We start from the raw sequence: 25,166 nt of genomic DNA on the forward strand, positions 1-25,166 counted from the left end.
CGGCCTCCGCCCGAAGCCCCGCGAGCCTTGAAATAATTTGCAATGCGCTGAAATCCGGCTGCAACATCCGCTTCACAGACTCGTGCGCTCGAACGTTTGCGCATGCCCCCCCGCCTCGCGCATGCGCGCTGACAGCTGGGAGAAAAAAGATGGGAACGCAAAGATCGAGCCATGCCGGCGTGACATCGCTTCCCGTCCGTGCCAGCATCAACCCATGAACTCCCAAGGTACCGCGCGCCGCTGGTCGGGCCCGCCGCTCGCGTGGCAAATCATGGGCCTGCTGCTGGGCGGGCTGGTGGTGGCGCAAGTCGTGACACTGGCGCTGACCGTGCTTCTCCCGCCGCAACCACAGCGCCAATGGGAGATGGGCGACATCGCGCGCGTGCTGTCTGGCCGGAGCGCCGAAGGCCGCAACGCGAACCTGCTGCAGCGCACGCTGCAGGCGAACGCGCCCCAACCCAAGGGACAAGGCTGGCTGACATCCGAACGCTCGCGGCGCGACCTCGCGCAGCTGCTGACGCGCGACGAAGCCGAGGTGCGGCTGTACTTCTTCACGCCGCTGCCATTCGCGGGCGCCACGGGGCCTGTCGCGGCGACGGAGAACGGGCATGACGCAGCGCAGCCGGTGCCGCGCCGCATCGCCGATACCTTCGCCGGAGCCGGCTTTCTGCGGGTCCAGGCGAGGGGTGGGCCGGGGGGTGGCGGTGGCGGACCGGGAGGACCCGGTGGACCTGGAGGCATGGCGTTTCCGGGTGGGATGAGTCCCTCGGGCGGCGGCTTCGGCACTGACAGGGGCCCGAGAGGGAACACCACAGGCACTCCACCGCCGCCGCCTGGCGGCACGACAACGAATTCCGCGCCGGGCAACGCGCCGGCCACTGCACCGGATGCACCAGTCGGTACATCCGCCCCCACGCCCGCGGCCGGAAACCCTCCAGGCAGCACGGTAGCGGCGCCCCCTGGTAGCGGCGCAGGCCCCGTCGGCACACAACCATCGCCCGGGCCGGCAGCACCGAACACGGCGACTGCGCCGGGCTCAACGACCGCGCCGGGCGCGCCCGGTGCCGCCCCTCCACCGGGCCTCTCGCCCACGGCGCCGCCATCGGGTCCCGCTCAAGGCCAGCCCGGAGCCCCTTCCATACAGTCAGGGCCCTCCATGCGAGCCTTGCCGCCGGTCATCGAAAGCCACCCACGCCGCGAGGCCCCCGCCAGGGCTGAGGCGCCTGTTGCAGCCCCTCCCGCGCAGTCGCCGCGCGCCGAGCCCGCCACGCGGCCGTCCTCGGCCAGCACGCCACCGGCGACTGCGGCCGCACCGCCACGCGTCGTCACCCCCGCCGAACCGCCCCGTGCGTCCAGAGACACCGACACGACGATCACGACGCCCATTGCGACCACCGAGAACGAGCGCCCCGCCGCGCGCGGCCTCTTCGGGCTCGCTCCCGCGCCGTTCGTCGAAGGCGACTTCATCGCCGCGGTCTACACGCCCGAAGGCAGTTGGGTGGTCGTGCAGCCGGTGCCCGAGTCTTTTCCGAACGCGTGGCAGCGCCGCGTGCTGTTGTGGTTCCTGATTGCCGCGGCAATCGTCGCCCCTGCGGGCTGGCTGTTCTCGCGCCGATTGGTGCGGCCGATTGCCGGCTTCGCACGCGCGGCCGACCAGCTGGGCCGCGACCCGGCAGCCCCGGTGCTGGCACTGGAGGGCCCCGCCGAGATCGGCCGCGCAGCACAGGCCTTCAACCGCATGCAGGCGCGGCTGCGCAGCTTCGTCGACGACCGCACGGTGATGATCGGCGCCATCAGCCACGACCTGCGCACGCCCCTCACGCGGCTGCGCTTTCGCATCGAGGACGTGCCCGACGACGTGCGCGCCGGCATGCTCGAAGACGTCCAGGAGATGGAGCTGATGATCGGCTCCGTGCTCAGCTTCATCCGCGATGCCTCGGTGGTGAGCGCGCGAGAGCGCATGGACCTCTCGAGCCTTGTCGAGGACGTGGTCGAGCAGGCCATCTTCGTCGGCAAGAACGTGCAGCTGCGACGCGTCGAGAGCGCGCAGGTGGAGGTTGACCCCATCGGCATGCGCCGCGTGCTCGACAACCTGATCGAGAACGCCGTCAAGTACGGGCACCTGGCACGCGTGCGGCTGTTCACCGATGGGCATGACGCCGTGGTCGAGATCGGCGACCGTGGGCCGGGGCTGCCCGCAAACGAAATCGAGCAGGTGTTCAAGCCGTTCTATCGCACCGCGCAGGCGCGGTCCTCGCGTGCTGCGGGCAGCGGCCTTGGTCTGGCGGTATGCCGCTCCATCGCGCGCGCGCATGGCGGCGATGTCGTGCTGAGATCCGGCTCGCACGGGCTTGTTGCGCAGGTTCGCGTGCCGCTGGCGCTCGAGGCGCAACGGCTGGCGTCTGCGGCGCACTGAGCAACGCCGGCGCATACGCGCGATGACACCACCCTTCAGATGCCATGGCACGCGCCGCCGCGCGTCATAACGAAGCGGCACGAACGGGTCCGCGCCTTTACCTCCTGAAACACCTGTCGAAACACGCATGAACCACCGCAGGACGGGTGGCATGCGGACTGCAGAAAGAAGCTCGTCCCGGTGAGTTTTTCCGGGCGCACTTTTCTCAACAGCAGGAGTTTCACAATGAACCATCGTTCCTTCGCACGCAACGTGCAAAAGGGTTTCACCCTCATCGAGTTGATGATCGTCGTGGCGATCATCGGCATTCTGGCTGCCGTGGCGCTGCCGGCCTATCAGGACTACACGGTGCGTGCGCGTGTGACTGAAGGCCTCGGGCTCGCTCAGGGCGCGAAGACCATGGTGGCTACTGACGGCACCAGCACTACGGAACTGGCCAATGTGCTGACGACGTGGAATGCGCAAAACAGCAACACCGGCGCGAACTCCAAGTTCGTCAACAGCGTGCAGATCGCGGACGGCGGCATCATCACCGTGACGTTCAACGCGACCGCGACCGGTGTCGCGACGGGTGCCAACACGATCATCCTTTCGCCCTATGTGCGCTCGGCCGGCGCAGGCACGGCGGTCACGCTGGCTACGGCTCTGTCCACGGGAGTGAGTGGCGCTATCGACTGGGCCTGCACCAGCGCCACCAACGTCTCCGCAACGAACGCCAACATGTCGGCCACCGCGGGCACGCTGCTCGCCAAGTACGCCCCCGCGACCTGCCGCTGATTCGCGAGCGAATCTTGCATCAGCCACCCTCGGGTGGCTTTTTTGCGTTTGCTTCAGAACGATGAGTCTCTTGCGCACTGGCCTTCAGGTACGCAGCCTCCACCATCGCCTCGCACTTTTCCGCGCCCGCCGTCTCGTAGCAGCTCCGCTGAAAAATCCGGTACACATCGAGCGCCACACGCGCCGCCATTCGCTCGCCGGTCTTCGATGATGGCGCTTCAGCGCATTCATAGAGATCAGGCACTCCCGCTGTATTGCATTTCTGCTGCGCGACGATCACGTAGCGAGCCACGACGCTTGCGCCGAAGTCGGCCTGCTCGTCATCCGGCACATGCGAGCCCCCACAACCTGCCAGCACCACAAGCATGAGAGCGGAACATGCGATCAAACCAGGCAACCGCATGCCTACGGTTCGCCGCATCCCGCCCTCATGCCCTGAATCTGCTGGCAAGCCACCGGATGCCCCAACGACGCCGCCTTGGCGATCCACATGATGGCGAGGCTGTCGTCCTTCGGTACGCCCAGGCCCGATGCATGGCAGTTGCCCAGCCACTGCATTGCGTCGGCATTGCCTTGCGCAGCCGCCAGGTCGAACCAGTAGACGGCCGCATCGAAGTGGCCCGCGACGAAGAACATCCCGCCGACATCGGCCTGCGAGTTCGCATCACCGCTGTCGGCCTTCACGATCATGTGCAGGTCTTCGTCAGACAGCTCAAGCTTGATCAGACCAACGATTTGCGCGAAGGCGAGCATCGCCCGTCCCCGTGCGTCTTCCTTGTGCTTGGCGATGGTGCCGTCGGACACGCGACGCCACAGCGTGCGCTTGCTGATGCCGGTCATCGCGATGGCGGCCTCGAGGCTGATGGCGTCCGACCTCAGCTCCGGGCCGCCCTCGGGCTCGAGGCCGTCGTGCACATGCGGCAACGTCTCGCTCTCAGTCGCCTTCCGGCGTCGGCTGCTGCGAGGCAGCCGCTGCCGTACCGTCATTTCCGGGATGCACTGCCAGGGGGTGGTGGCCTGCCGCCGTCCTGCGCGGGCTTGGTGAAGCCTGCCTTGGTCATGCACGCGGTCATCGCGGTCTCGTCGGGGCCGCCGTTCGAATCCTTGGCCACGCTGGCCGCGCAGGTCTTCAACGCAGCATCAACAGCCGAGTTGCCGCCAGTGCTGCCGGTGCTTGCACTGCTGCTTTCCGTGGTCGTCGACGCAGCCCAAGCCGCGGCCGAACATCCCACCAGACACGCCATCCCAAGGGACAGCAGCAACATCTTCTTTTTCATCGATCACTTCTCCTGAACATCGGTCGATCCGATACAGCAGTGATGCTGGGCAACAAAGTCGGAGAAACGTCGGATTCACTGCACCCACGCGCACACAAACCCCAACGCATCAGCCAGCTTTCTCCCAAATTGCATGTTCGACTCGGCGTCCAGGAAGTTTCTGATTGCTTCCGGTACACGAGGAGAAGAACCACCATGACGCGGCTGCAGAAGAAGCCTCCAGAGCTCCGTGCGCGAGCGCCCGGCTTCACCTTGATCGAGGTGATGGTCACCGTGGCGATCGTGGCGATCCTGGCGTCCCTCGCCCTGCCCTCCTACACGGACTACGTCCGGCGCGGCCGCATCCCGGAGGCGACCTCCAATCTCTCTGCCAGCAACGCAAAGATGGAGCAGTGGTTCCAGGATGCCAAGAGCTACTACGCCACCGGGTCCACCAGTGCATGCGGCGTGAGCATCTCGAATACCAACCTGAAGTACTTCACGCTCACCTGCTCGCCCAGCTCGTCCACGAGCTACACCATCACTGCCACCGGCACGTCCACCATGGCCGGCTTCGTCTACACCATCGACCAGGACGGCACGCGGACTACCACCATCACCGGCGTGTCCGGATGGACCGCAACCTCGTCGAGTTGCTGGATCACAACCAGGGGCGGGAGTTGCTGATGCGCATGCGGCAGCCTTCGTCGGCGGGGTTCAGCTTGATCGAGTTGATGGTGGCTATCACGCTCTTGGCGATCCTGACTTTGCTGGCCACACCCGGGTTCAGTGACTGGACACGCAACAACCGCCTGCGCAGCACGGCCGAGTCGCTGCGCTCCGATCTGCAGACGGCCAGGGCGGAAGCCATCCGCCGCAACACCGGCACGCGATTGCAGTTCGTCAGCTCACTGGACGCCAGTTGCGCGTTGAGTACCAGCGTGGCGATCTGGGTGGTGAACGCCGGCATCTCCCAGACACCGGCCGGCGCCTGCGGCAATGCCCCGAGCGCCACCAGCACGCCCTACCTGATCAGCAAGAGCCCGATCGAATCCAGCAAGAGCTCGGATCTGGTGCTTACCGCAACGCGCAGCACCGTAGGCTTCGATGCATTGGGCCGCCAGTCGGCCACGAGCAACCCGACCACGTCGGTCGCCACGCTGACGGTGCAGCTGACCAGCGCCAGCAGCACCTGCGTCGCCTCCGGCGGCTCGGTGCGCTGCCTGAACGTGATCGTCTCGCCGGGCGGTGATGCCCGCATCTGCGACCCCGCGCGCAGCGGGAGCACCGACCCCATGACCTGCTGACCATGCCGCGCCGCCAAACACCTTCATCCGCCACGGACGGCTTCACCCTCATCGAGGTGATGGCCGCGCTGCTCATTTTCGCGATCGGCCTGCTGGGCATCACCGGCCTCTATGCCAGCGCAGCGCGCACCGCTACCGGTGCCGAATTCCGTACAACCGCCGCCATGCTCGCCAGCGACCTGATCAGCCGCATGTGGATGAGCGACCGCACAGCGGCCACCCTCCAGGCCAACTACGGGAGCACGGCCGCCGGCACGGGCTACACGAGCTGGAAGGCCACCGTCGACAAATCGAACCTGCCGGGCATCAGCAGCCTGCCGCCGACCGTCACTTTCAGCACGGTAGCCGGCGGCGGCAGCTCGGCCGTCAGCAGCAGTCTGGCCACCATCACCATCTACTGGAAGGGCCCAGGCGACAGCAGCGCCCACCAGTACGTGGCCATGGCGCAGATGAAGCCGTGAGAACCTTCATGCCCGTCCCACGCCCCATTCGCAGCCAGCACGGCTTCAGCATCATCGAACTCATGGTCGGCCTGCTGGTCGGCATGCTGGCGGTGCTGATCGTTGTGCAGTTGCTGTACTCCACAAGCACACAGCAGCGACTGACCAGCACCAGCGGCGACGCTGAAATCAACGGCGCCACGGCCACCCACATCCTGACGCGTGAACTGAGCCAGGCCGGCCTGGGCATCAGTGCCTACACGCTGCTGGGCTGCAGTCTCACGTACACCACGACCTCCGACAGCAAGAGCGTCACGCTGTCGTCGCTGGCCCCGGTCACGGTCAATCCCGGCACTTCGCTCGTGCCCGCGGGCGACACCGGCACCGACACGCTGCTGGTCGTCAGCGGCAGTTCAGCCAGCCCCACCGAGGGGGATGCTCTCGCGGGCACCAGCACCGCCACCAGCTACACCGTGACCACCCCGTCGTCCTTCGCCACGGGTGACTGGGTGATGGCCGCCTCGACCACGCGCGACAGCACCTCTTCATGCGCCATGACTCTGGGCAAGGTGACTGCCATTGCGAGCTATGTGCTGACTGTGTCCAGCGGCACCGCAGGCCTGGCGTCAGCGGAGGCCGCCGTCTACAACCTGGGGGCTGCCCCTGTCATCCATGCCTATGCGATCCGCAACGGCAACCTCACCGTGTGCGACTACGCGGCCTACAACTGCGGCAACACCAGCTACACCACCACGCTCAACAGCAGCGTCTGGGTCCCGGTGGCCAGCCACGTCGCCAGCCTGCGGGCCCAGTACGGCCGCGACACCAGCGACCTGAGCACGCCGAAGATGGACGGCGTGGTCGACAGCTACGACCAGACCACCCCCGGCAGCACGAGCGATACCTCGGGCCTGTCCAGCTACTGTGGCTGGCTGCGGGTGGTTGGCCTGCGGCTCGCGGTGGTCGCGCGCAGCCAGCAATACGACAAGGACTCGGTCACCACCACCGCACCCACCTGGTCCGGCAGCAGCGCCAACACCAGCACCACCAGCACGCTGACCACCGTGACGCCCACCGCTCTGGCGATCGACCTCAGCACCAACTCGGACTGGAAGCACTACCGCTACAAAACCATCGAGACCACGGTGCCGCTGCGCGACATCATCTGGAACGGCAACCAGGTCACCTACCAGAGCGGAGACGTCGCATGCTGAGCCCGCAGCGCAGGCAACGCAGGCAGAGTGGCTTCGTCATGATCATCGTCCTGATTGCGCTGGCGATCATGAGCATGGCCGCTATCGGCCTCATGCGCACCGTCTCCAGCTCGGCGAGCATCGCCGGCAACCTGGCCTTCGAACAGGCGGCTGCCACCTCTGCCGACCAGGCGGTGGAGACGGCGGTGACCTGGCTGGAGAACAACAGCGGACAGACCAGCTCCAGCACCGCCAGCACCTGTTCGACAGGAACCTCCGTGCTGGCCTGCGACCAGGCGAGCCATGGCTACGCCGCCACGCGCACCGATCCCGGCAGCACGCAGTCCTGGTCGCAGCTGTGGACCCAATTGGCCAGTGCGGGTTACACCGCCATCCAGCTGAGCCAGGACAGCTCGGGCAATACCGCTGCCTATCTGATCCAGCGCATGTGCGCCAGCACAGGCGATGCGTCATCCACCAACGGTTGTGGCAGTTCACCCCTGACCGTGAACACCGGTGGAAGCAAGAAGTCCGGCAGCACCCAAACGTCCAGTACCCAGGTCTATTACCGCATCACCGTCAAGGTGAGCGGGCCGCGCAACACCGTCTCCTTCACGCAAGCCATGGTCGCCCTATGAATATGTTCCTTCCCGGCCGCAGGTCGATCGCCGGCCGCTGGCGTGCCTGCATGGGCGCCCTGGCGCTGATCCTCGGAGCACCCGCCTTCGGTGCTCTCACCGACCTGGCCACGGCCCCGCTGGAAACATCCTCGGCCACGCTGGTCAAGCCCAACATCATGTTCATTCTGGACAACTCCGGCAGCATGGCGTCTGCCTACCTGCCGGACTGGGCAGACGACTACAGCGCCAGCAGCTATCCGTACCTCTACCGCAACAGCCGCTTCAACGGCATCTACTACGACCCGTCGGTCACCTATTCGCCGCCTGTCAACTACGCCGGCACCAGCTACACCAGCATGACTTCGGCCAACACGTCGGCATGGGCCAAGGTGCCGACCGACGGCTTCGGCATCATCTCCACGGGCACGACCGACCTCACGGGAACAACCACCCCCGCCACGTACTACACCTTCATTCCGGGCGAGTACTGCTCCTCGGCCAACCTGCGCACTTGCAACAAGCAGAGTGCGGCCACCACTGCCTATGCCTACCCGGCCTACCTGCGCTGGTGCACCACGTCCGCATTGAGCACCTGCCAGGCCGCATACATCGACAGCACCTCCGCGCCGGCCACCTACAAGTACCCGCGGTATCCGGGCATAAGCTCCACCGCAACTATCGTCATCAGCGGATCGAGCAGCACGAGCATCAGCGGCATCACTGTCAACGGCGTGCAGATTCTCTCGGCCACGACCACGGCCAGCACGTCGTCCACCACGGTGGCCACCAACATCGTCACGGCCATCAACAACTGCACCAGCAGCAAGACCGGCAACTGCGGCATTGCCGGCTACAGCGCCAGCCGCAGCGGCAGCACCGTGACCATCACCTCGCCCAAGGGCACCGATGCCTATGGCTATTCGCCCTTGGTCACGCAATCCGGCAGCATGACGGCCACCGTCACCGCCTTCAGCGGCGGCACGCCGGGCAGTTGGGTGCAGACCACCATCAGCAGCAGCACGTCGACCTATGCCTACCCCGGCACAAGCGCCCGCTCCACGACGCGCACCGACTGCACCACCAACAGCACCACCTGCACCTATGCGGAGGAGATGACCAACTTCGCCAACTGGTGGGCTTACTACCACACCCGCATGCAAACGATGAAGAGCGCCACGACGCTCGCCTTCAGCGGGCTGACCTCCAGCTACCGGCTGGGCTACATGACCATCAACAAAGTCAGCAGTTCGACGGATTTCCTGAACATCGCCGACAACACCACCACCAGCGGCGGGCAGAAGTCGCTGTGGTACGGCAAGCTCGTGGCCGCCCAGGCCAGCAGCACCACGCCGCTTCGCACTGCACTGTCGAATGCCGGGCGCTACTTCGCCGCCAAGGTTTCCTCCATCAATGGAGTCGCAACCACCGATCCGATGCAGTACGCCTGCCAGCGCAACTACACACTGCTGTCGACCGACGGTTACTGGAACGAGACCGCGACGCCCTACAAGGCCGACGGCTCCACCGCAATCGGCGACCAGGACAGCAGCGAGTCCCGCCCCTATCTCGATGGCAACAAGGTGTCCAACACGCTGGCCGACGTGGCGGAGTACTACTACGTCACCGACCTGCGCTCATCCTCCCTGAGCAACACGACGAATTCGAGCGGCACGGATGTCTCCAGCAACAGCTATTCCAACAAGCGCCAGAACATGGTGACATCCACCATCGGCCTGGGTGCCTCGGGCTACATGCTGTTCGATGCGGACTATGCAAATGCCACGAGCGGCGACTACTACGACGTCGCCAACGGAACCACCACCAGCAGCACGACGCAGACTTCCGGAGTGTGCGGCTGGCAGAGCTCCGGCAGTTGCAACTGGCCCACGCCGGTCAGCGACACGCAAACCGCCATCGACGACCTGTGGCATGCCGCCGTCAACGGCCGGGGCAGCTACTACAGCGCGTCCAACGCGGCCGATATCAAGACCGGCCTGACCAACTTCCTCAATACCGTGGACGCCACGACCAGCAGCTCCGCAGCCGTTGCGCAAAGCGCGCCCGTGCTGACCTCCACCACGGCCGGCTACACCTTCTCGACCACCTATTGTTCCGGCAAGTGGTTTGGTGAATTGGCGCGCTACGCGGTCGATTCCAGCACCGGGGTCACCTCCACCACCGCCGATTGGGCCGAGTCGGGCGCGGGCTCCGACTGCTCGAGCACTTCGGGCAGCCTCACCACCACGGCACTGCTGGACAACGTCGGCTATGCCTCGCGCACCATCTTCACCTACGACCCCAGCACCGCGACGAAGCTCAGTTTTTCCTGGGATGCGCTCACGACGACGATGCAGGGCTACTTCAAGATCGCGTCGATCAGCTCGCTGTCCCAGCTGTGCAGTTCGGGCAGCGCCTGTCTGGCGACGGCATCCCAGGTGAACAGTTCCACCGCTGGCACCACCACCGGCGCGGGCGCGGTGAACCTGGTGAACTACCTGCGTGGCGACCGCAGCAACGAAGGCTCCACCAACACCAAGTACTACCGTTCGCGCACCCACGTCCTGGGCGACGTCGTCAACTCCACGCCGGTGTACATCAAGGCCCCTTCGCGCAGCTACAGCGACTCGGGTTATGCCACCTTCAAGTCCACCTACGCCTCGCGACAGGGCATGGTCTATGTGGGTTCCAACGACGGCATGCTGCATGCCTTCAATGCCGACACGGGCGCCGAGACCTGGGCGTACATCCCTTCGGTTCTGCTGCCCAATCTGTACAAGCTGGCGGACAAGAACTATGCGTCCAACCACGTCTACTTCGTGGACGGCCAGATCACGCAGGCCGACGTCTACTACAACAGTGCCTGGCACACCATCATCGTGGGCGGCCTGGGCGATGGCGGCCGCGCGTACTTCGCACTGGACGTGACAGACCCGGCCTCCCCGACGGTGCTGTGGGAGTTCAGTTCGAGCAGCACGCTCACGCCCAATCTATACGACGTGGACCTGGGCTACACCTATGGCGCCCCGGTGATCACCAAGCTGTCGGACGGGACCTGGGCGGTCATCCTCAGCTCCGGCTACAACAACGTCTCCGACGGCGACGGCGAAGGCCATCTGTGGGTGAGAAACGCCATGACCGGCGCGCTGATCAAGAAGGTAGACAACGGCATGGGCACCACCTCCAGCGGTGGCACGGTGACCGGCTGTTCCGTCGCGCCTTGCCCCAGCGGCCTGGCGAAGATCAGCGGCTGGACCAACAGCTCCACAGACAACACGACCACACAGCTTTACGGCGGCGACCTGTTCGGCAATCTCTGGCGCTTCGACATCAGCGCCCTGGCCTCCAGCAGCGGCAGCGCCACGGTGCAGCTTCTGGCCACGCTGTCGGACAGCTCGGGCAACCGCCAGCCCATCACCACCGCGCCGGAACTGGGGCTGGTGAGCAGCCAGCACGTGGTCTTCGTCGGCACCGGCTCATACCTGGGCGTGACCGACATCACGACGACACAGGTGCAGTCCATGTACGCCATCAAGGATTCGCTGAGCGGCAGCTCCACCACCAGCGCCATCTACAGCAACCCGCGCAGCAATGCGTGCAGCACGGGAACGGTGACCAACTGCTTCGTCAAGCTGACGCTCACCGACACCTCCGGGGTGCGCACGGCTGCCAGTTCAGTGAGCTACACCACCAATTTCAGCACCATGTACGGCTGGTTCGTGGACATGCCCGAGTCGGGCGAACGCGTCGACGAGGACCCGGTGCTTTCTTCCGGCACGCTGGTCTACGTCTCCAACACGCCCAGCACCTCGGGCGCCTGCAGCACCGGCGGCTCCAGCTACATCAACTACGTCAACTACGCCACCGGCCTGGCGGTGTCGGGCGCCAGCAATACGGGCGTTCTGCTGTCGAGCTCGGGCTTGTCGAGTTCGGCTGCGCTCGCGGTGACCAGCAGCGGCAAGACCGTCGCCACCACCAAGGACTCCACCGGTACCGTGACGACGACCACCATTCCGGTTTCCTCTTCAAGCAGCACACGCCGCATCTCGTGGCGGCGGCTGACCGATGGGCAGTGAGGAAGGGCACAAGGGCATTGCCTACCTGACAGTCGGCGTTGGAAAACAACGCCGCTGCACACAAGGCGCTCCCCTCAAGATGTCTCCCACATCGCCGCGCAGACTCGCCGGCATGTGCACTCCCGCAGCTTCGCGCCCATGGATCCGCCTGCGCTGGCGATTGCCGTGCGTGGGCCTGTTCGGGCACCCCGTCGAGGGCCACTGGCTGTGGGAGCCTGACACGCCGTCGGTGCGCGCCGCATTCCAGGCGGCCGTGGAGGCCGGCAACAAGGCACATGGCGCCGGGACGCACTGGATGGAGCAGGAAGAAGCCGAGGCGGCGCCGGACAGGACGGCCATCCGGCAGGCGCCAGGGGCGGATCACATGATCGGGTGATTGCAGCCGGACGGCACTCTTCGAGAATCGCGAGCGGGACGACGGCCTCCATCGCACTTCGAGGAGAACAGCGATGCCACCCTATGTTTGCAGCTGCGGTCTGAAATGCTGGGACCCGCACACTCCCCCGGTCTATTGCACCCAGCGCCCAAGGTGCGGCCCCTTTGTTGACGAAGGCACTCTGCCGGAGGACTTGGCGCCTGACTCTCCTCACCCGCCTCCCGATCTGCCACCGCCCCCAGGCGGCTCGGTGGCCGTTCAGTCTGCCTCCAACACCATCACGATAGTTCCCATCGCACACCAGCCCATGCCGGTCGGCCTGCTGTCGATGCCCGTGGAAATACTCCACCTGATCCTGACCAACATCGGGCCCGGGCTGGTGCCGGTAGTGGGTGCGCTGCACCGAACGAGCAATCGGACGCACCACCTGACCCAGCTGGCCCTGGGGTCCGACATGCATCTGGCGACCGTACCGATCTTCACCAACATGCTCTTCAGATTCCAGACGCAGTGGCAGCCACATGCGGCAGAGATCACACAACAGCTCGCGGTCGGGTTGACAGGGAACCTGGAGGCCCTCAAGGCGCTGGTGAAGAAGCTCACTTTGCTGCGCAAGGAATGCCTGTTCCTCATCACCCAGCTGGAAGGCCTCTTGTCGGGCATAGAAAACGTGTGCCGCCTGATCGATGGAGCCGACACCGTGCGCCGAGCCACCATCACGGCGAATCTCGTCGCGCTCAGGGACCGGGTGAGGGCCCTGAGAGACCAGATTGCAGCACAGGCGACAGCGTTGGGACTGAGACTGCAGGCCGCGAAGAAGGCCGAGAGCCAGAAGCGATCCCTGATGCGCCTGTAGATGCGCCTGTAGCGATCAGGCTCAACGCGCCGCGTTCCGATCCGAAATCATCTTCGGGCTGATGAAGATCAGCATCTCGGTCTTGTTGTTGACCCGGCTGCGGGTGCGGAACAGCGCGCCGACCATCGGCAGTTCGCCCAGCACCGGCACGCGGGACTCCGAGTTGGTGTCCGTCAGCTCGAAGACCCCGCCGATGACGACGGTGCCGCCGTTCTCCACCAGCACTTCGGTCTGGATGTGCTTGGTGTTGATGGCGTAGCCCGCGGTGGTCGATTGGCCCACGGTGTCCTTGTTGACGTCGAGCGCCAGGATGATGTTGCCCTCGGGCGTGATCTGCGGCGTTACCTCGAGCTTGAGGTTGGCCTTGCGGAACGCGATGGACGTGGCGCCGCTCGATGTCGCTACCTGGTAGGGCAGCTCGGTGCCCTGCTCGATCAGCGCCTTGGTCTGGTCGGCCGTCACCACGCGCGGGCTCGAAACCACCTTGCCTTTGCCGTCCGCCTCCAGCGCGGAGATTTCGAGGTTGAGCATCTTCGTCAGGCTCGAATTGAACAGCGACAGCGCGAAGGTGCCGACCGCATCGCCGGTCGTGCTGGTAGCCGGCAGGTTGACGAAGCTGGTGCTCGAGTAAGTGTTGGTGCTGGTGGTGGTGGTCACGCCGCCGGTCGTGGTCGAGCTGACGGAAGGCGTCACGCCTACCGACGAGTTCGAATTGACGGAGCCGCCGCCGAGCTTGACACCCAGCGACTTGCTGAAGGTGTCGGTCGCCTCGACGAAGCGCGCCTCGATCAGAACCTGACGCACCGGCACGTCGAGCTTCTGCAGGAGGTCAGCCACCTGCGACAGCCGCGAGGGAATGTCGGTCACGAAGAGCTGGTTGGTGCGCACCTCGGCCAGCACGCTGCCGCGCGAACTCAGGATGCGGGTGGTCGAGCCCGAGCTGCCACCGCCGCCTCCACTGCTTCCGGTGCCGGTAAGGCCCTGCGCCACGGTAGCGGCCTTCGCATAGTTGAGCTGGAAGGACTGCGTGCGCAGCTGCTCCAGTCCCTGCAGCGTGGCCTGCGCCTCGTACTTGATCTTTTCCTTGGCATTGAGCTCGTCTTCCGGCGCGATGCGCAGCACGCTGCCGCTCTTGCGCATGCCGAGGTTCTTCGCCTCCAGGATGATCTCGAGCGCCTGGTCCCACGGAACGTCCTTGAGGCGCAGCGTGAGCGTGCCGCTGACGGAGTCCGAAGTGACGATGTTGAAGTTGGTGAAGTCCGCAATCACCTGCAGCAGCGAGCGGATCTCGATGTTCTGGAAATTCAGCGACAGCTTCTCGCCGCTGTAGCCCGTGCCTTGCGCGAGCTTGTTGGGGTTTTCCTTGCGCGGACGCACTTCCACCACGAACTGGCTGTTGCTCTGGTAGGCGCTGTGCTCCCATTCGCCGCGCGGGTCGATCACCATGCGCACGCGGTCGCCGGACTGCTGCATGCTCACCGACTGAACCGGCGTGCCGAAGTCGGACACGTCGAGCCGGCGGTTCAGCCCCTCGGGCAGCGACGACTTGGTGAACTCGACCACGAGGCCCTTGCCCTGCTGGCGGATGTCCACGCCCACCTGGTCGTTGGGCAGCGACACGATCACGCGGCCGGCACCCTCGGTGCCCAGGCGGAAATCGACGTCGCGCAATGGCAGCACGTCGCGGTTGCGGTTCTCGGCAAACTCGAAGGGTGTGGAAGCCACCAGCGCGGGGCCCGCCGCGGGTTGCAGCACCACCAGCAGCGACTTGCCGCGCAGCTCGGTCGTATAGGCGGTCGCCTGCTTCAGGTTGAGCACGAGGCGCGAGCGCTCGCCCGCCTGCACCACGTTGACGGAGCGCAGGTTGCCCTGGCTGATATCGATGGCTTCCCGGCCCAGGCGGCTGGTCATGCCAGGAAAGTCGAGCGCGATGCGCGCCGGCGACTGGATGGCGAAGCCGTTGGGCGCTGCGGCCAACGGTTCGGAAAAATCGACACGCAGCACTTCGCTGCCTGCCTGCACGGAGCCCGTGACTGATTCGATTCTGTTCTGTGCCTGTGCCTGCGCCGCTGCGAGCGACCCGAAGGCAACGAGCAAGAAGACGGACGCGCGCAACCAGCGCGCGAGCACGAATGACTGTTTTTTCATTTCACCTGCCTTGAAACTGCGGCTCCATCTCCTCGCTGCCCTGAGGTCCCTCCCGAGCGCAGCGATGCCCCGGCGCCGCGCAGTCCATGCTGCGCAGCGGGGGCGAGCAGCGCGGCCGCTTGCTGGCCGCGCTGCTCCCTTCACGTCCTCACGTCATCAGAACGCGTGGCGGATACCGAAGTCGTAGCCGGTGGAAGAGCGCGGCAGGCCCGTGTAGCTGGTGCCCGTGCTGCCGTAGCCCGTGGTGCTGGCCGACACCAGGCTGCCCGTGTAGTTCACGTCGTTGCGGTTGTTCACGCGCGCCACCGTCGCATACAGCGCCGTGCGCTTGGACAGGTTGTGCACGTAGCCAACTGCGAACTTGCGTGCCATCGGGTCTTCGCCCGTGATGCCGGCCGTGCCTTCGTTGTAGCGCACTTGCGAGTACGCCACGCGGATCAGGCCTGCGCCCACCGGCACGGTCGCGCCGATCAGGTAGCCGTTGTAGGTGTCGTGCGTGTCAGCCGCTGCCGCGTAGTCGAACTTGTTCTTCACGTTCGACAGCTCGCCGAACAGCTTCACAGGACCGAAGTCGTACGAAGCGCCCAGGTTGATGGTCTGCACCCTGCGCTCCAGCGCGGTGGTGTCCACGACGGTGCTCTGGCCCACGGCCAGTGCCACGTCCAGGGGACCGTTGGCATAGCCGAAGCGGCCACCGACGTAGCGCCCAGCCGTGCTGCTGGAAGCTGCCGTGGTGCTGGTGGCGTCGGTGCTGGCGTTCTCGTGCAGGCTGTACTGCACCTGGCCGTAGAAGCCGCCCAGGTTCGGCGGCAGGAAGTAGCCGATCGAGTTGCTGGCACGCACGTAGTTGGCATTGTTGATGGTGGTGTTGCCGCTGACGGTGCTGATGACGTTGGTGCCCGAGCCGTTGGTGCCGAACGGGTCGAACACGGTGTCGTTCCAGAAGGTGGCGGTGTAGTCGCGGCCCAGGCGCAGCTCGCCGAAGCCACCCGACAGGCTCACGGTGGAGCGGCGCGCGAAGGTGGAGATGCCGGTGGCGCCGTCGTCGTTGGTGATGGGCGCTTCGAGCCAGAAGCTCGCTGCCAGCCCGCCGCCGAGGTCTTCGGTGCCGCGGAAGCCGATGCGGCTGGAGTTGTAGGCCGAGTTGCCCAGGCTCGTCTTGCTTTGCTTGACCGACGCGCCGGTGGTCGTGTCGCGCGAGGTGCTCGACTGGTAGGTCAGGCCAGCGTCCACGACGCCGAACAACGTGACGGACGATTGGGCAGAAGCCAGGCCGCAGACGGCCAGGGCAGCGAATGCCGTGAGGGTTTTCTTCATTCAGGGTTCTCCAGTTTCAGGTCTGATGCGGCCGTTCGGTATCGACCGGCTGTACGCATGGTTTCGCCCAAATCAGGAGGAATTTGGTGGTTCCGTTTTCTGCGGCTTCGAGTGTTGTGCGCGTACATCACACACGCGCAGGCCTCATGCGGCAGGGCCATTGCAGCGTCCTTCAAATTTCTCCCAGATCGCCTGAAAAGATCCACGCATGACGAAGCTGGAGACTCACAGGTGAAGCGCTCACGAATCCTGATAGCGGCGATTTGCGGCGCCTTGGCCATCGCATGCGCCAGCACGAGCATCGCAATGGTTCACTCCACCTCCGTGCTTGCGGCGAGCATGTTCGTCGACCACAAGGTGCGCACGCAGGCGCCGGCAAACACGCAGCAGCAACACTGGTGGGCCAGCTTCGAGGACACGGCGATGAACCGGCTGATGGCCGCATCGGGCGGCGCCAACGAATCGGGCGTGGCCGCGACCTACATCGCGCTCAAGGTAAAGACGCTCGAGCTGATCTATCTGGAGAACACGCGTTCTGCCGTCGTGCGGCAAACCATGCTCATCCAGGGCACCGCGCAGCCATACGACGACTTTGCGAAGCAGCTCGCGGCGCGGCACGCCAGCGCGGAAACGACCATCGGCAAGCTGCAGGCGCAACGCGCGAGCTACATCGCCTATCTGGCGAAGCAGTGCCACATGTCGGAAGCCGCATTGAACGAAATGCTCGCCGACGCATTGCAGGACAAGTCGCTGCCCCGCTTCGCAGCCGAGGTGCCGCGCGAGCTCCCGATGGCGGTGCTTTCAAACAGGAACGACGTCAACCTGGCCGCCGCACTCTACGGCGCCGACGCGAGCGCGATGCCCGACGGCGTGATCGAAGCGACGAACGAAGCGACGAACGAAGCACAACAGGACATCGACGTGCCCGGCAATCCCTTCTACGTGCACGCGGTTGCGCAAGCACGAGAGCAGGTTTCAGAGGCACTGCGCCGCCTGCAGGCGCAGAGCGACATCGCGAACACCGCGTACGCGCGCGTCGCGAATGCAAGGGCCGAATTCGAATCGTCGAAGCAGCGCCGCGACCGCGGTGAAATCTCCGAAGTGCAGCTGATGGAGGACTTCCAGGGCCTGCTGCTCGACCTGCACGTGCTGGCCGCAGCCAACGGCGAGCTGGCTCTTGCGTGGGTCGTCTTCATGGGAAGCATCGGAAACAGCCCGTCGATCGACTCGATCGCGGGCCCGCAATCCGCGCAGGCCGAACAAACGGATCAATTGCCGTTTCTGCACAAAGTCTCCCGAAAGTTGCGCAATCCTTGAAGTTCGAAGGAGCCTTACATGACCACTGCCTTGCATAAAGTTCCCACCCGCCCCGTGCTGAAGCTGGCCGGCCACGGACACCCGAAGCCCGACACTGCCGCACCCGTGCGCCGCGCGTGCCCGGCGGAGGGCGAGCAAGCGAACAACACCACGGCGACCACGCTGGCCATCCAGCAACTCGTCAGTGCGTTCCAGCCCGCATTCGATCGGATGCATGTGCTTCGGGATCTCGTCATCCCCATGTACGAAGGCAGCGCCGTGCCTACGGCCCGCTTCGACGTGGCACTGGTGTGCGAGGCCGGCGTGTACCTGTTCGAGGTGAAGGGCTGGCGCAACGCGGTGGTGTATCGCAAGACCGCCGCCCAGGCGCTGCCGCGCTGGTTCCTGCGCCAGAACGGGCATTCGCTGGCGCGCGAGGTGAAAGACCCGGCCTGGCAGTGCGGTCGCAAGACCACGCACCTGCGCAGCCTGCTGCCGCCCGACCTGCGGGTGCAGTACTTCGTGCTGCTGCCGTTCGAGGGCGTGGAACTTCAGGGCGTGATGCCGTCCGTCGTCATCACGCCGCAGGACCTGCCCTACATCGCGCGCGTGGCGCGCAACAACGGGCGCACCGAGCAGGGCTATCCGATGCTCGACGACAACGCCATCGACCGCACGCTGCGGCTGCTGACCGGCCTGCAGGGCAACCTGACGGTCGACGACCACATGAGGAACAGTCGCGAAAAGAGCGCGCAGGCCCCGGTCAGGCCGGCGCATCCGGGCGTCCTGAAGCTGCAATGACGCGATGAGCCGGATCCTGCTGGTGGAGGAAGGGCGCGACGCCGCGTCGGTGCTGCTGGACGAATTGCACCGCGCCGGGCACGAAGTCGACCACATCGACGACGGCGCGGTCGCGCTGCATCGCATCCTGACCTCGCCGCCCGCGCTCACGCTGCTCGACGTTCAGCTGCCGCACGTCAACGGCCTGCAGATCCTGGAGAAGATCCGCGCGCGCAGCGACCACCCGATCATCATGCTGACGGCGCTTGCGCACGAAGCCGACCGGCTGCGCGGCTTCGAGCTCGGCGCGGACGACTACGTGTGCAAGCCCTTTTCTCCGAGGGAAGTCGTGGTGCGCATCCACACGGTGCTGCGGCGCTATGCGCAGCGCCGCATCGTCGCGCGCCCTTCGGTGCCGATCACCTTCGGAGCCGTGCGCGGCTGCGCGATTCTCGACGGGCACTACCTGCCCCTGACGCGCCGCGAGTCGCTGCTGCTGCGCGCGCTTTCGCAGGAGCCCGGACGGGTGCTGACGCGCTCGAAGCTGCTCGAAGCCGCGTTCCCGGAGGCGCTCGACGTCAACGAACGCGTGGTCGACACCCACATCAAGAACCTCAGAAAGAAGCTCGCCACCGTCTCGACCGAGCACGACTGGATCCGCTCGGTCTATGGCGTCGGCTTTGCATGGGAATCGCACGCCAGGCAAGACGCCTGACCCGACGCCGGCTTGCTTCCTGGAAATCCTCTCACATGAAATTACGCTGGCGCGGTTTTCCGCGGCCGCCGATGGTGTTGCTGTCGCTGCTCCTGCTGCGTGCACAGACGGCCCCGGCACAGGAAACATGGACCGAGGCGCCGATGACGCTGCGCCGCACGCCGGAGCTCGCGGAGACCATCGCGCCGACCGAACGCAGCACGCGCCCGAGCCTGGTCGACGGCGACAAGCTCAGCGGTCGGCCCGACCTCGAAGTGGTGGTCGAAGGCAATGCTTCGCTGCGGCGCGGCGACACGCGCATCACGGCTGACCGGCTCGAATACCAGCCGCCGGGCGACCTGGCCACGGCCACAGGCAACGTGCACCTGAACCAGGCCGGCAACGTGTACGAAGGCCCCGAGCTGCACCTGAAGGTCGAGAGCTTCGAGGGCTTCTTCAACCACGTGCGCTACACGCTGCTGGCCAACGGCGGGCATGGCGAGGCCGACCGCATCGACTTCGTCGACCCGAAGGTGTCGATCGCGCGGCACGCCACCTACACCACCTGCCTGCGCGAGAACTATTCGAGCTGGGTGCCTGCGTGGATGCTCACGGCGGTCACGATGACCACCGACACCGACACCAACCTCGCAACCGCCACCGACGCGCAGATCAGCTTCCTCGGCGTGACCACGCCCTCGATACCGTCGGTGAGCTTTCCGCTCAGCAACGCGCGCCAGAGCGGCCTGCTGCCGCCGGTGATCGGCTACGACACCACCAACGGCTTCGAGTACCTGCAGCCCTACTACTGGAACATTGCTCCCAACCGCGACCTCACGCTGTACCCCGAGATCATGACCAGCCGCGGCGTGAACCTGGGCACCGAGTTCCGCTACCTCGAGAAAACCTACAGCGGCCAGATCCGCGTGGACGAGATGCCCAGCGACAGCCTGCGCGGCATCAACCGCTGGGGCCTGTGGGCTCAGCACAACCAGCAGTTGGATCCCAAGCCCTTCGGGCTCGATTCGCTAAGCACCTCGTTCAACATCAACCGCGTGAGCGACGACGACTACTGGCGCGACTTCTCGCACACGCCCACGCTGACCTCGCGCACGCTCACCAACGAGTTCGACCTCAACTGGACCAAGGGCGACTGGAGCGGCCAGGCGCGCACCCTCGCCTACCAGACGCTGCAGTACGCGGCCTCGCCCATCACACCTTCGTACAACCGTGTGCCGCAGATCACGGCCAACTACAACAAGTACGACTGGCACGGCTTCGACGTGTCGGGCACGCTGGACTACACACGCTTCGAGATCGATTCGGCCTACTCGCCCACGCTCAACGGCATCAAGCAGCCCAACGGCGAGCGAATGGTCGGCAACCTGCAGATCAGCCGGCCGTGGGTCACACCAGGCGGCTACGTGATTCCGAAGCTGCTGCTGCACACCGCCGCCTACCAGCTCGATTCGTCGCTGGCCAGCGGCGCGACCTCCATCACCAGCGTGGTGCCGACCGTGAGCCTCGACAGCGGTCTGGTGTTCGAGCGCGACACCAACCTCTTCGGGCGCGCATGGCGTCAGACGCTGGAGCCGCGCGCCTTCTACGTGCACACGCCCTACCGCGACCAGAGCCAGCTGCCCGTGTACGACACGGCCGCCAATGACATCAGCTTTGCCACGCTCTACACCGAGAACGCGTTCTCGGGCAACGACCGCGTCTCGGACACCAACACGCTGACCACGGGCGTGAGCACGCGCCTGATCGACCCGACCACCGGCGCCGAGTCGGCGCGCTTCGGCATCGCGCAGCGCTTTCGCTTCAGCGACCAGAACGTCACGCTGCCCAGCGGCACCGCCGTGACCGACCGCACGGGCGACTTCATCGTCGGCGGGCTGGTGCACTGGAATCCTAAGTGGAGCGTGGACGGCATCGCGCAATACAACATGGATACCGGCAAGAGCTCGCGCGACGCGCTCACCCTGCGCTACACGCCCGCGCCGTACCACACGCTCACCGCGGCCTTCCGCTACCAGGCGGACAGCAGCTCGACCGCGGACGACGGCACGAAGACGGTGGACTTCAACTGGCAGTGGCCGCTGAGCGAGCTGACGAGAGGCCTCTTCGGCAACAAGTCGCCCACGGACCCGGGGCGCTGGTATGCGGTGGGGCGGCTGAGCTACAGCCTGCACGACCACGCGATGTCCGACAGCCTGATCGGCGCGGAATACAACGCCTGCTGCTGGGTGGGCCGCGTCGTGCTCGAGCGCCTCGTGTCGGGCCGGACCACGCCCGACACGCGGCTGATGTTCCAGATCCAGTTCAACGGCTTTGGCAATATCGGCTCGAACCCGACGAGCACGCTGCTGCAGAACATCCAGGGCTATCAGCCGCTGAACCAGTCGACACAGGAGCCGAGCCGGTTCACCAACTACGACTGATGCTCTTCAGATCAGGGCAGCAGTTCGAACTTCAGGTCAGCCAGCGGCGTGACCTTCTCTTCGCGCACCATCTTGTATTCGGTGTTCGGGCCCAGCCACTTGGCCCAGAGGCGGTCGAGCTCGCCCGACTTCTCCAGCGCGTAGAGGGCAGCGTTCACCTTGGACAGCAGCACGGGCTCGTCCTTCTTCATGCCGATGCCGATGGGCTGGAGCACCATCGGGTCCTTGATCATCTTCAGCGCGACGCCTTCGGTCTTCGACTGGTTGACCAGCTTGGTGATGGTCATGGTGTTGGCGACCATGCCGACCGACTTGTTCTGCTGCACCGCCATGAAGGCCGAGCCCGTGTCCTGGAACGTGACCGGTTCCGAGCCGTTCATCTTGATCGACATCTCGGAGGTGGAGCCCTTGGTCGAGCTCAGGCGCTTGCCCTTGAAGTCGGCCTTGGCCGTGCCGGGGTCGGAGGCTTTGACGGCCAGCATTTCCTTGGCCACGTAGTACGGGTCGCTGAACTGGATCTGCTCGCCGCGGCTCTTGGTGTAGGCCAGGTTGGCGATGGTCACGTCGACGCGGCCGAGCTTCACTTCGGGCACGCGCGCCTCCACCGACAGCGGCGTGACCTTGGCGGTGAGGCCGAGCTCCTTGGCGAGCGCATTGCACAGGTCGACGTCGTGGCCCACCATCTCGCGCGTCTTCGGGTCGGGTGCCGCAAAGGGGGGCACGTCGGCGAAGGTGCCGCACTTGAGCTCCTTGCGCTGGCTGATGTCGCTCCACTGGTCGGCGTGCGCGAGCAGCGAGGCCGCGCTGAGACAGGTGCCAAGAATGGCGAGGCGGAAGACGGTCTTGTTCGACATGGTGAGCTCCTGGGAGATTGCGAAAAAGTGAACGACGGGGACTGGACTCAATGCGCGCGCAGGTCCGACAGGAAGCGCTGCGCGCGCGGATGCTGCGGACTGCCGAAGAAGGTCTCGGGGTCGGCCTTCTCCAGGATGCGGCCCGCGTCCATGAACCAGACGCGGTCGGCCACCTCGCGGGCGAAGTTCATTTCGTGGGTGACGCACATCATGGTCATGCCGTCGTTGGCAAGCCCGCGCATCACCGACAGCACCTCGCCCACCATCTCGGGGTCGAGCGCGCTGGTGGGTTCGTCGAACAGCATGGCCGGCGGCTCCATCGCCAGCGCGCGGGCAATCGCCACGCGCTGCTGCTGGCCGCCCGAGAGCTGCGCCGGGTACGCACCCGCCTTGTTCGACAGCCCGACGCGTTCGAGCAGCTGCCCGGCCTTGGCCTTCGCGTCGCCGCGCTTCACGCCGAGCACGCGCATCGGCGACAGCATGATGTTCTCCAGCACCGACAGGTGCGGAAACAGGTTGAAGCTCTGGAACACGAAGCCGATGCGGCTGCGCAGCTTGTTCAGCGCCGCGCTGCCCATGGGCGCATGGATGTCGTGGCCGTCGAACAGCAGCTGCCCCGACTTCACTTCTTCCAGCCGGTTCACGGTGCGGATCAGCGTGGACTTGCCGGAGCCCGAAGGCCCGCAGACCACGACGACCTCGCCCTTCTTCACCTCGGCATTGATGTCGGCCAGCGCCTGGTAGTCGCCGTACCACTTGTTGATGTTCGAGAACAGGATCATGGTGTCGTCCTTGGCGGCAGCGGGCCGCCCTGCGGGGTGTGGAGCGGGCGTTGTCATGGCTGGGTCACCACAGGGGTTGGAAGCGGCACGCCGTCTTCGGCGGCCTTCACCGGCGCGGCGCCGAGCCGCTTGTGCGCGATGCGCCGCTCCAGCCACTGCGCCAGTTGGGTCAGGCTGAAGCAGACCACGTAGTAGGTCATCGCGAGGATGAAGAACACCTGGAACGGCTTGGTCAGCAGCTGGTTGTTGATCTGGTTGGCCGCGAAGGTGAGTTCCTGCACATTGATCACGTAGCCCAGCGTGGTCTCCTTGATGGTGGAGATGAACTGGCTCAGCATGCTCGGCAGCATGTTGTAGAGCGCCTGCGGCAGGATCACGGACCACATGGTGCCCAGGTGGCTGTGGCCGAGCGCGCGCGCCGCCTCGCTCTGGCCCTTGGGCAGCGACTGGATGCCGGCGCGCACCACCTCCGAGAGGTAGGCTCCTTCGTAGATCACCAGCGTGCACAGCATGGTGGTGAAGCCCGACACCTCGCGCCCGATGAGGATGGGCACCAGAAAGTAGACCCACAAAATCACCATGAGCAGCGGCACGCCGCGCACCACGTACACCAGCACGGTGGCGGGCCAGCGCAGCAGGCGCCATGGCGAGAGCCGTGCCAGCGCAAGCAGCACCGACAGCGGAAAGGCCAGCACGATGCCGAGCACCGACAGGATCAGGGTGGCGACGATGCCGCCGAGCGGTCCGGTGGGGTACTGGCCGACCAGCAGCAGCAGCCAGTTGTCGCGAAGAATTTCGTAGACGCTGAACATCGTGGCTCCGGCTTAACGTGCACCGACGATGCGATAGCGCCGCGACAGCCAGCCGCCCACCGCCATGATGAGCAGCGAGCACACCAGGTATAGCACGGTGGCCACGCTGTAGGCCTCGAAGGTGCGAAAGCTCTGGCTCTCGATTTCCTTCACCGCGTGCGTCAGCTCGGCCACGCCGATGGCCATGGCCAGGCTGCTGTTCTTGAAGAGCGAAACGCTGTGGTTCACCAGCGCCGGCACCGCGTTTCGGATGGCCTGCGGCAGCATCACGTGGCGCATCGAGCCGATGTAGCCGTGGCCGAGCGCGCGCGCGGCCTCGGCCTGCCCCGACGGAATGGCGCGCAGGCCCGAACGCATGTCTTCGCTGAAGTAGGCGGCCTGGCACAGGCCGAGCGCGACGATCGACAGCAGCCTCTCGGCGTTGTGCACCGACAGCCAGCCCTGCAGCGCATCGGGCAGCAGGCTGAAGATGCCGAAGTACCAGAACATGAGCTGCACCAGCGTGGGCACGTTGCGGTGGTAGGAGACATAGCCGGCCACGATGCGCTCGGCAATGCGGTTCGGCGTGAGCCGCACCACCAGCAGCACGACGGCCATGGTCATCGCCAGCAGCCAGGAGCCGGCCGCGATCTTCAGCGTCTCCAGCAGGCCATGCAGCAGCATGTCGCCGAACTCCGGCTTCAGCAGGATCGCCAGCAGGTCGAAGTCCTTCATGCGCTGTTCCTTTG

At 65.7% G+C, this 25,166-nt stretch carries 23 protein-coding genes; 15 read left to right on the forward strand and 8 right to left on the reverse strand.

Annotated features, from left to right (window positions below; all coding sequences use genetic code 11):
* The first annotated feature begins 214 nt into the window (after nt 1-214).
* Nucleotides 215-2,416, forward strand: a complete 2,202-nt coding sequence (locus ACZYSP_RS22510) for an ATP-binding protein (protein WP_489016637.1) — start codon at nt 215-217, stop codon at nt 2,414-2,416.
* 225 nt (nt 2,417-2,641) lie between these two features.
* Nucleotides 2,642-3,193: a pilin gene (locus ACZYSP_RS22515; protein WP_093179245.1), complete on the forward strand. Its 552-nt coding sequence runs from the start codon at nt 2,642-2,644 to the stop codon at nt 3,191-3,193.
* Nucleotides 3,194-3,212: 19 nt separating this feature from the next.
* On the opposite strand, the gene ACZYSP_RS22520 is transcribed toward ACZYSP_RS22515, so the two are convergent.
* Nucleotides 3,213-3,560 carry a hypothetical protein gene (locus ACZYSP_RS22520; RefSeq protein WP_143047822.1) on the reverse strand — a complete coding sequence of 116 codons (348 nt, stop codon included), beginning with the start codon at nt 3,558-3,560 and terminating at the stop codon, nt 3,213-3,215.
* A gap of 38 nt (nt 3,561-3,598) precedes the next feature.
* Nucleotides 3,599-4,108: a hypothetical protein gene (locus ACZYSP_RS22525; RefSeq protein WP_489016704.1), complete on the reverse strand. Its 510-nt coding sequence runs from the start codon at nt 4,106-4,108 to the stop codon at nt 3,599-3,601.
* Nucleotides 4,109-4,252: 144 nt separating this feature from the next.
* On the opposite strand from ACZYSP_RS22525, the gene ACZYSP_RS22530 reads away from it, so the two are divergent.
* The 9 genes from ACZYSP_RS22530 (at nt 4,253) to ACZYSP_RS22570 (ending at nt 13,314) form a co-directional block, all read left to right on the forward strand.
* Nucleotides 4,253-4,486 (forward strand): hypothetical protein, encoded by a 234-nt coding sequence (locus tag ACZYSP_RS22530; RefSeq protein ID WP_489016640.1) that lies wholly within the window; start codon nt 4,253-4,255, stop codon nt 4,484-4,486.
* Between the two features lie 179 nt (nt 4,487-4,665).
* Nucleotides 4,666-5,136, forward strand: a complete 471-nt coding sequence (locus ACZYSP_RS22535) for a type IV pilin protein (protein WP_093057377.1) — start codon at nt 4,666-4,668, stop codon at nt 5,134-5,136.
* Nucleotides 5,082-5,756, forward strand: a complete 675-nt coding sequence (locus tag ACZYSP_RS22540) for a GspH/FimT family pseudopilin (RefSeq protein WP_489016643.1) — start codon at nt 5,082-5,084, stop codon at nt 5,754-5,756. Before ACZYSP_RS22535 ends, ACZYSP_RS22540 begins: the two co-directional genes overlap by 55 nt.
* A gap of 2 nt (nt 5,757-5,758) precedes the next feature.
* Nucleotides 5,759-6,217, forward strand: a complete 459-nt coding sequence (gene pilV / locus ACZYSP_RS22545) for a type IV pilus modification protein PilV (protein ID WP_489016644.1) — start codon at nt 5,759-5,761, stop codon at nt 6,215-6,217.
* Nucleotides 6,218-6,225: 8 nt separating this feature from the next.
* Nucleotides 6,226-7,410: a PilW family protein gene (locus tag ACZYSP_RS22550; RefSeq protein WP_489016646.1), complete on the forward strand. Its 1,185-nt coding sequence runs from the start codon at nt 6,226-6,228 to the stop codon at nt 7,408-7,410.
* Between the two features lie 38 nt (nt 7,411-7,448).
* Nucleotides 7,449-8,027 (forward strand): pilus assembly PilX family protein, encoded by a 579-nt coding sequence (locus ACZYSP_RS22555; RefSeq protein WP_177142463.1) that lies wholly within the window; start codon nt 7,449-7,451, stop codon nt 8,025-8,027.
* The gene (locus ACZYSP_RS22560; RefSeq protein ID WP_489016649.1) at nt 8,024-12,082 is read left to right on the forward strand and encodes a pilus assembly protein; all 4,059 of its coding nucleotides are present in this window, start codon (nt 8,024-8,026) and stop codon (nt 12,080-12,082) included. Before ACZYSP_RS22555 ends, ACZYSP_RS22560 begins: the two co-directional genes overlap by 4 nt.
* A gap of 112 nt (nt 12,083-12,194) precedes the next feature.
* On the forward strand, nt 12,195-12,458 hold the full coding sequence (locus tag ACZYSP_RS22565) for a hypothetical protein (protein WP_143042626.1): 264 nt from the start codon (nt 12,195-12,197) through the stop codon (nt 12,456-12,458).
* Nucleotides 12,459-12,765: 307 nt separating this feature from the next.
* Entirely contained in the window at nt 12,766-13,314 is a 549-nt protein-coding gene (locus tag ACZYSP_RS22570; protein ID WP_489016651.1) for a hypothetical protein, read from the forward strand.
* A 21-nt stretch (nt 13,315-13,335) separates the two neighbouring features.
* Here ACZYSP_RS22570 and ACZYSP_RS22575 read toward each other — a convergent pair whose 3' ends face one another.
* Nucleotides 13,336-15,462, reverse strand: a complete 2,127-nt coding sequence (locus ACZYSP_RS22575; protein WP_093057369.1) for a type IV pilus secretin PilQ — start codon at nt 15,460-15,462, stop codon at nt 13,336-13,338.
* A gap of 156 nt (nt 15,463-15,618) precedes the next feature.
* Nucleotides 15,619-16,779 carry a porin gene (locus tag ACZYSP_RS22580; protein WP_093057368.1) on the reverse strand — a complete coding sequence of 387 codons (1,161 nt, stop codon included), beginning with the start codon at nt 16,777-16,779 and terminating at the stop codon, nt 15,619-15,621.
* Between the two features lie 306 nt (nt 16,780-17,085).
* Between ACZYSP_RS22580 and ACZYSP_RS22585 the strand changes: the two genes are divergently transcribed.
* Genes ACZYSP_RS22585 through ACZYSP_RS22600 form a run of 4 tightly spaced genes read left to right on the forward strand, consistent with a single transcriptional unit; the run spans nt 17,086 to nt 21,990 of the window.
* Nucleotides 17,086-18,096, forward strand: a complete 1,011-nt coding sequence (locus ACZYSP_RS22585; protein WP_489016654.1) for a hypothetical protein — start codon at nt 17,086-17,088, stop codon at nt 18,094-18,096.
* A gap of 18 nt (nt 18,097-18,114) precedes the next feature.
* Nucleotides 18,115-18,876 carry a nuclease-related domain-containing protein gene (locus ACZYSP_RS22590; RefSeq protein ID WP_093077565.1) on the forward strand — a complete coding sequence of 254 codons (762 nt, stop codon included), beginning with the start codon at nt 18,115-18,117 and terminating at the stop codon, nt 18,874-18,876.
* 4 nt (nt 18,877-18,880) lie between these two features.
* Nucleotides 18,881-19,570: a response regulator gene (locus tag ACZYSP_RS22595; RefSeq protein ID WP_489016656.1), complete on the forward strand. Its 690-nt coding sequence runs from the start codon at nt 18,881-18,883 to the stop codon at nt 19,568-19,570.
* Nucleotides 19,571-19,605: 35 nt separating this feature from the next.
* Nucleotides 19,606-21,990: an LPS-assembly protein LptD gene (locus ACZYSP_RS22600; RefSeq protein ID WP_489016658.1), complete on the forward strand. Its 2,385-nt coding sequence runs from the start codon at nt 19,606-19,608 to the stop codon at nt 21,988-21,990.
* Between the two features lie 11 nt (nt 21,991-22,001).
* On the opposite strand, the gene ACZYSP_RS22605 is transcribed toward ACZYSP_RS22600, so the two are convergent.
* The 4 genes from ACZYSP_RS22605 to ACZYSP_RS22620 are packed head-to-tail and all read right to left on the reverse strand — an operon-like array spanning nt 22,002 to nt 25,152.
* Nucleotides 22,002-22,844 (reverse strand): ABC transporter substrate-binding protein, encoded by an 843-nt coding sequence (locus ACZYSP_RS22605; RefSeq protein ID WP_093057363.1) that lies wholly within the window; start codon nt 22,842-22,844, stop codon nt 22,002-22,004.
* Nucleotides 22,845-22,891: 47 nt separating this feature from the next.
* A complete protein-coding gene (locus tag ACZYSP_RS22610) occupies nt 22,892-23,626 on the reverse strand; it encodes an amino acid ABC transporter ATP-binding protein (protein ID WP_093057491.1) in 735 nt (244 codons plus the stop codon).
* Nucleotides 23,627-23,679: 53 nt separating this feature from the next.
* A complete protein-coding gene (locus tag ACZYSP_RS22615; protein ID WP_489016660.1) occupies nt 23,680-24,438 on the reverse strand; it encodes an amino acid ABC transporter permease in 759 nt (252 codons plus the stop codon).
* 12 nt (nt 24,439-24,450) lie between these two features.
* On the reverse strand, nt 24,451-25,152 hold the full coding sequence (locus ACZYSP_RS22620) for an amino acid ABC transporter permease (RefSeq protein WP_093057361.1): 702 nt from the start codon (nt 25,150-25,152) through the stop codon (nt 24,451-24,453).
* Nucleotides 25,153-25,166 lie beyond the last annotated feature (14 nt).

This window comes from Variovorax sp. F042, assembly GCF_057814215.1.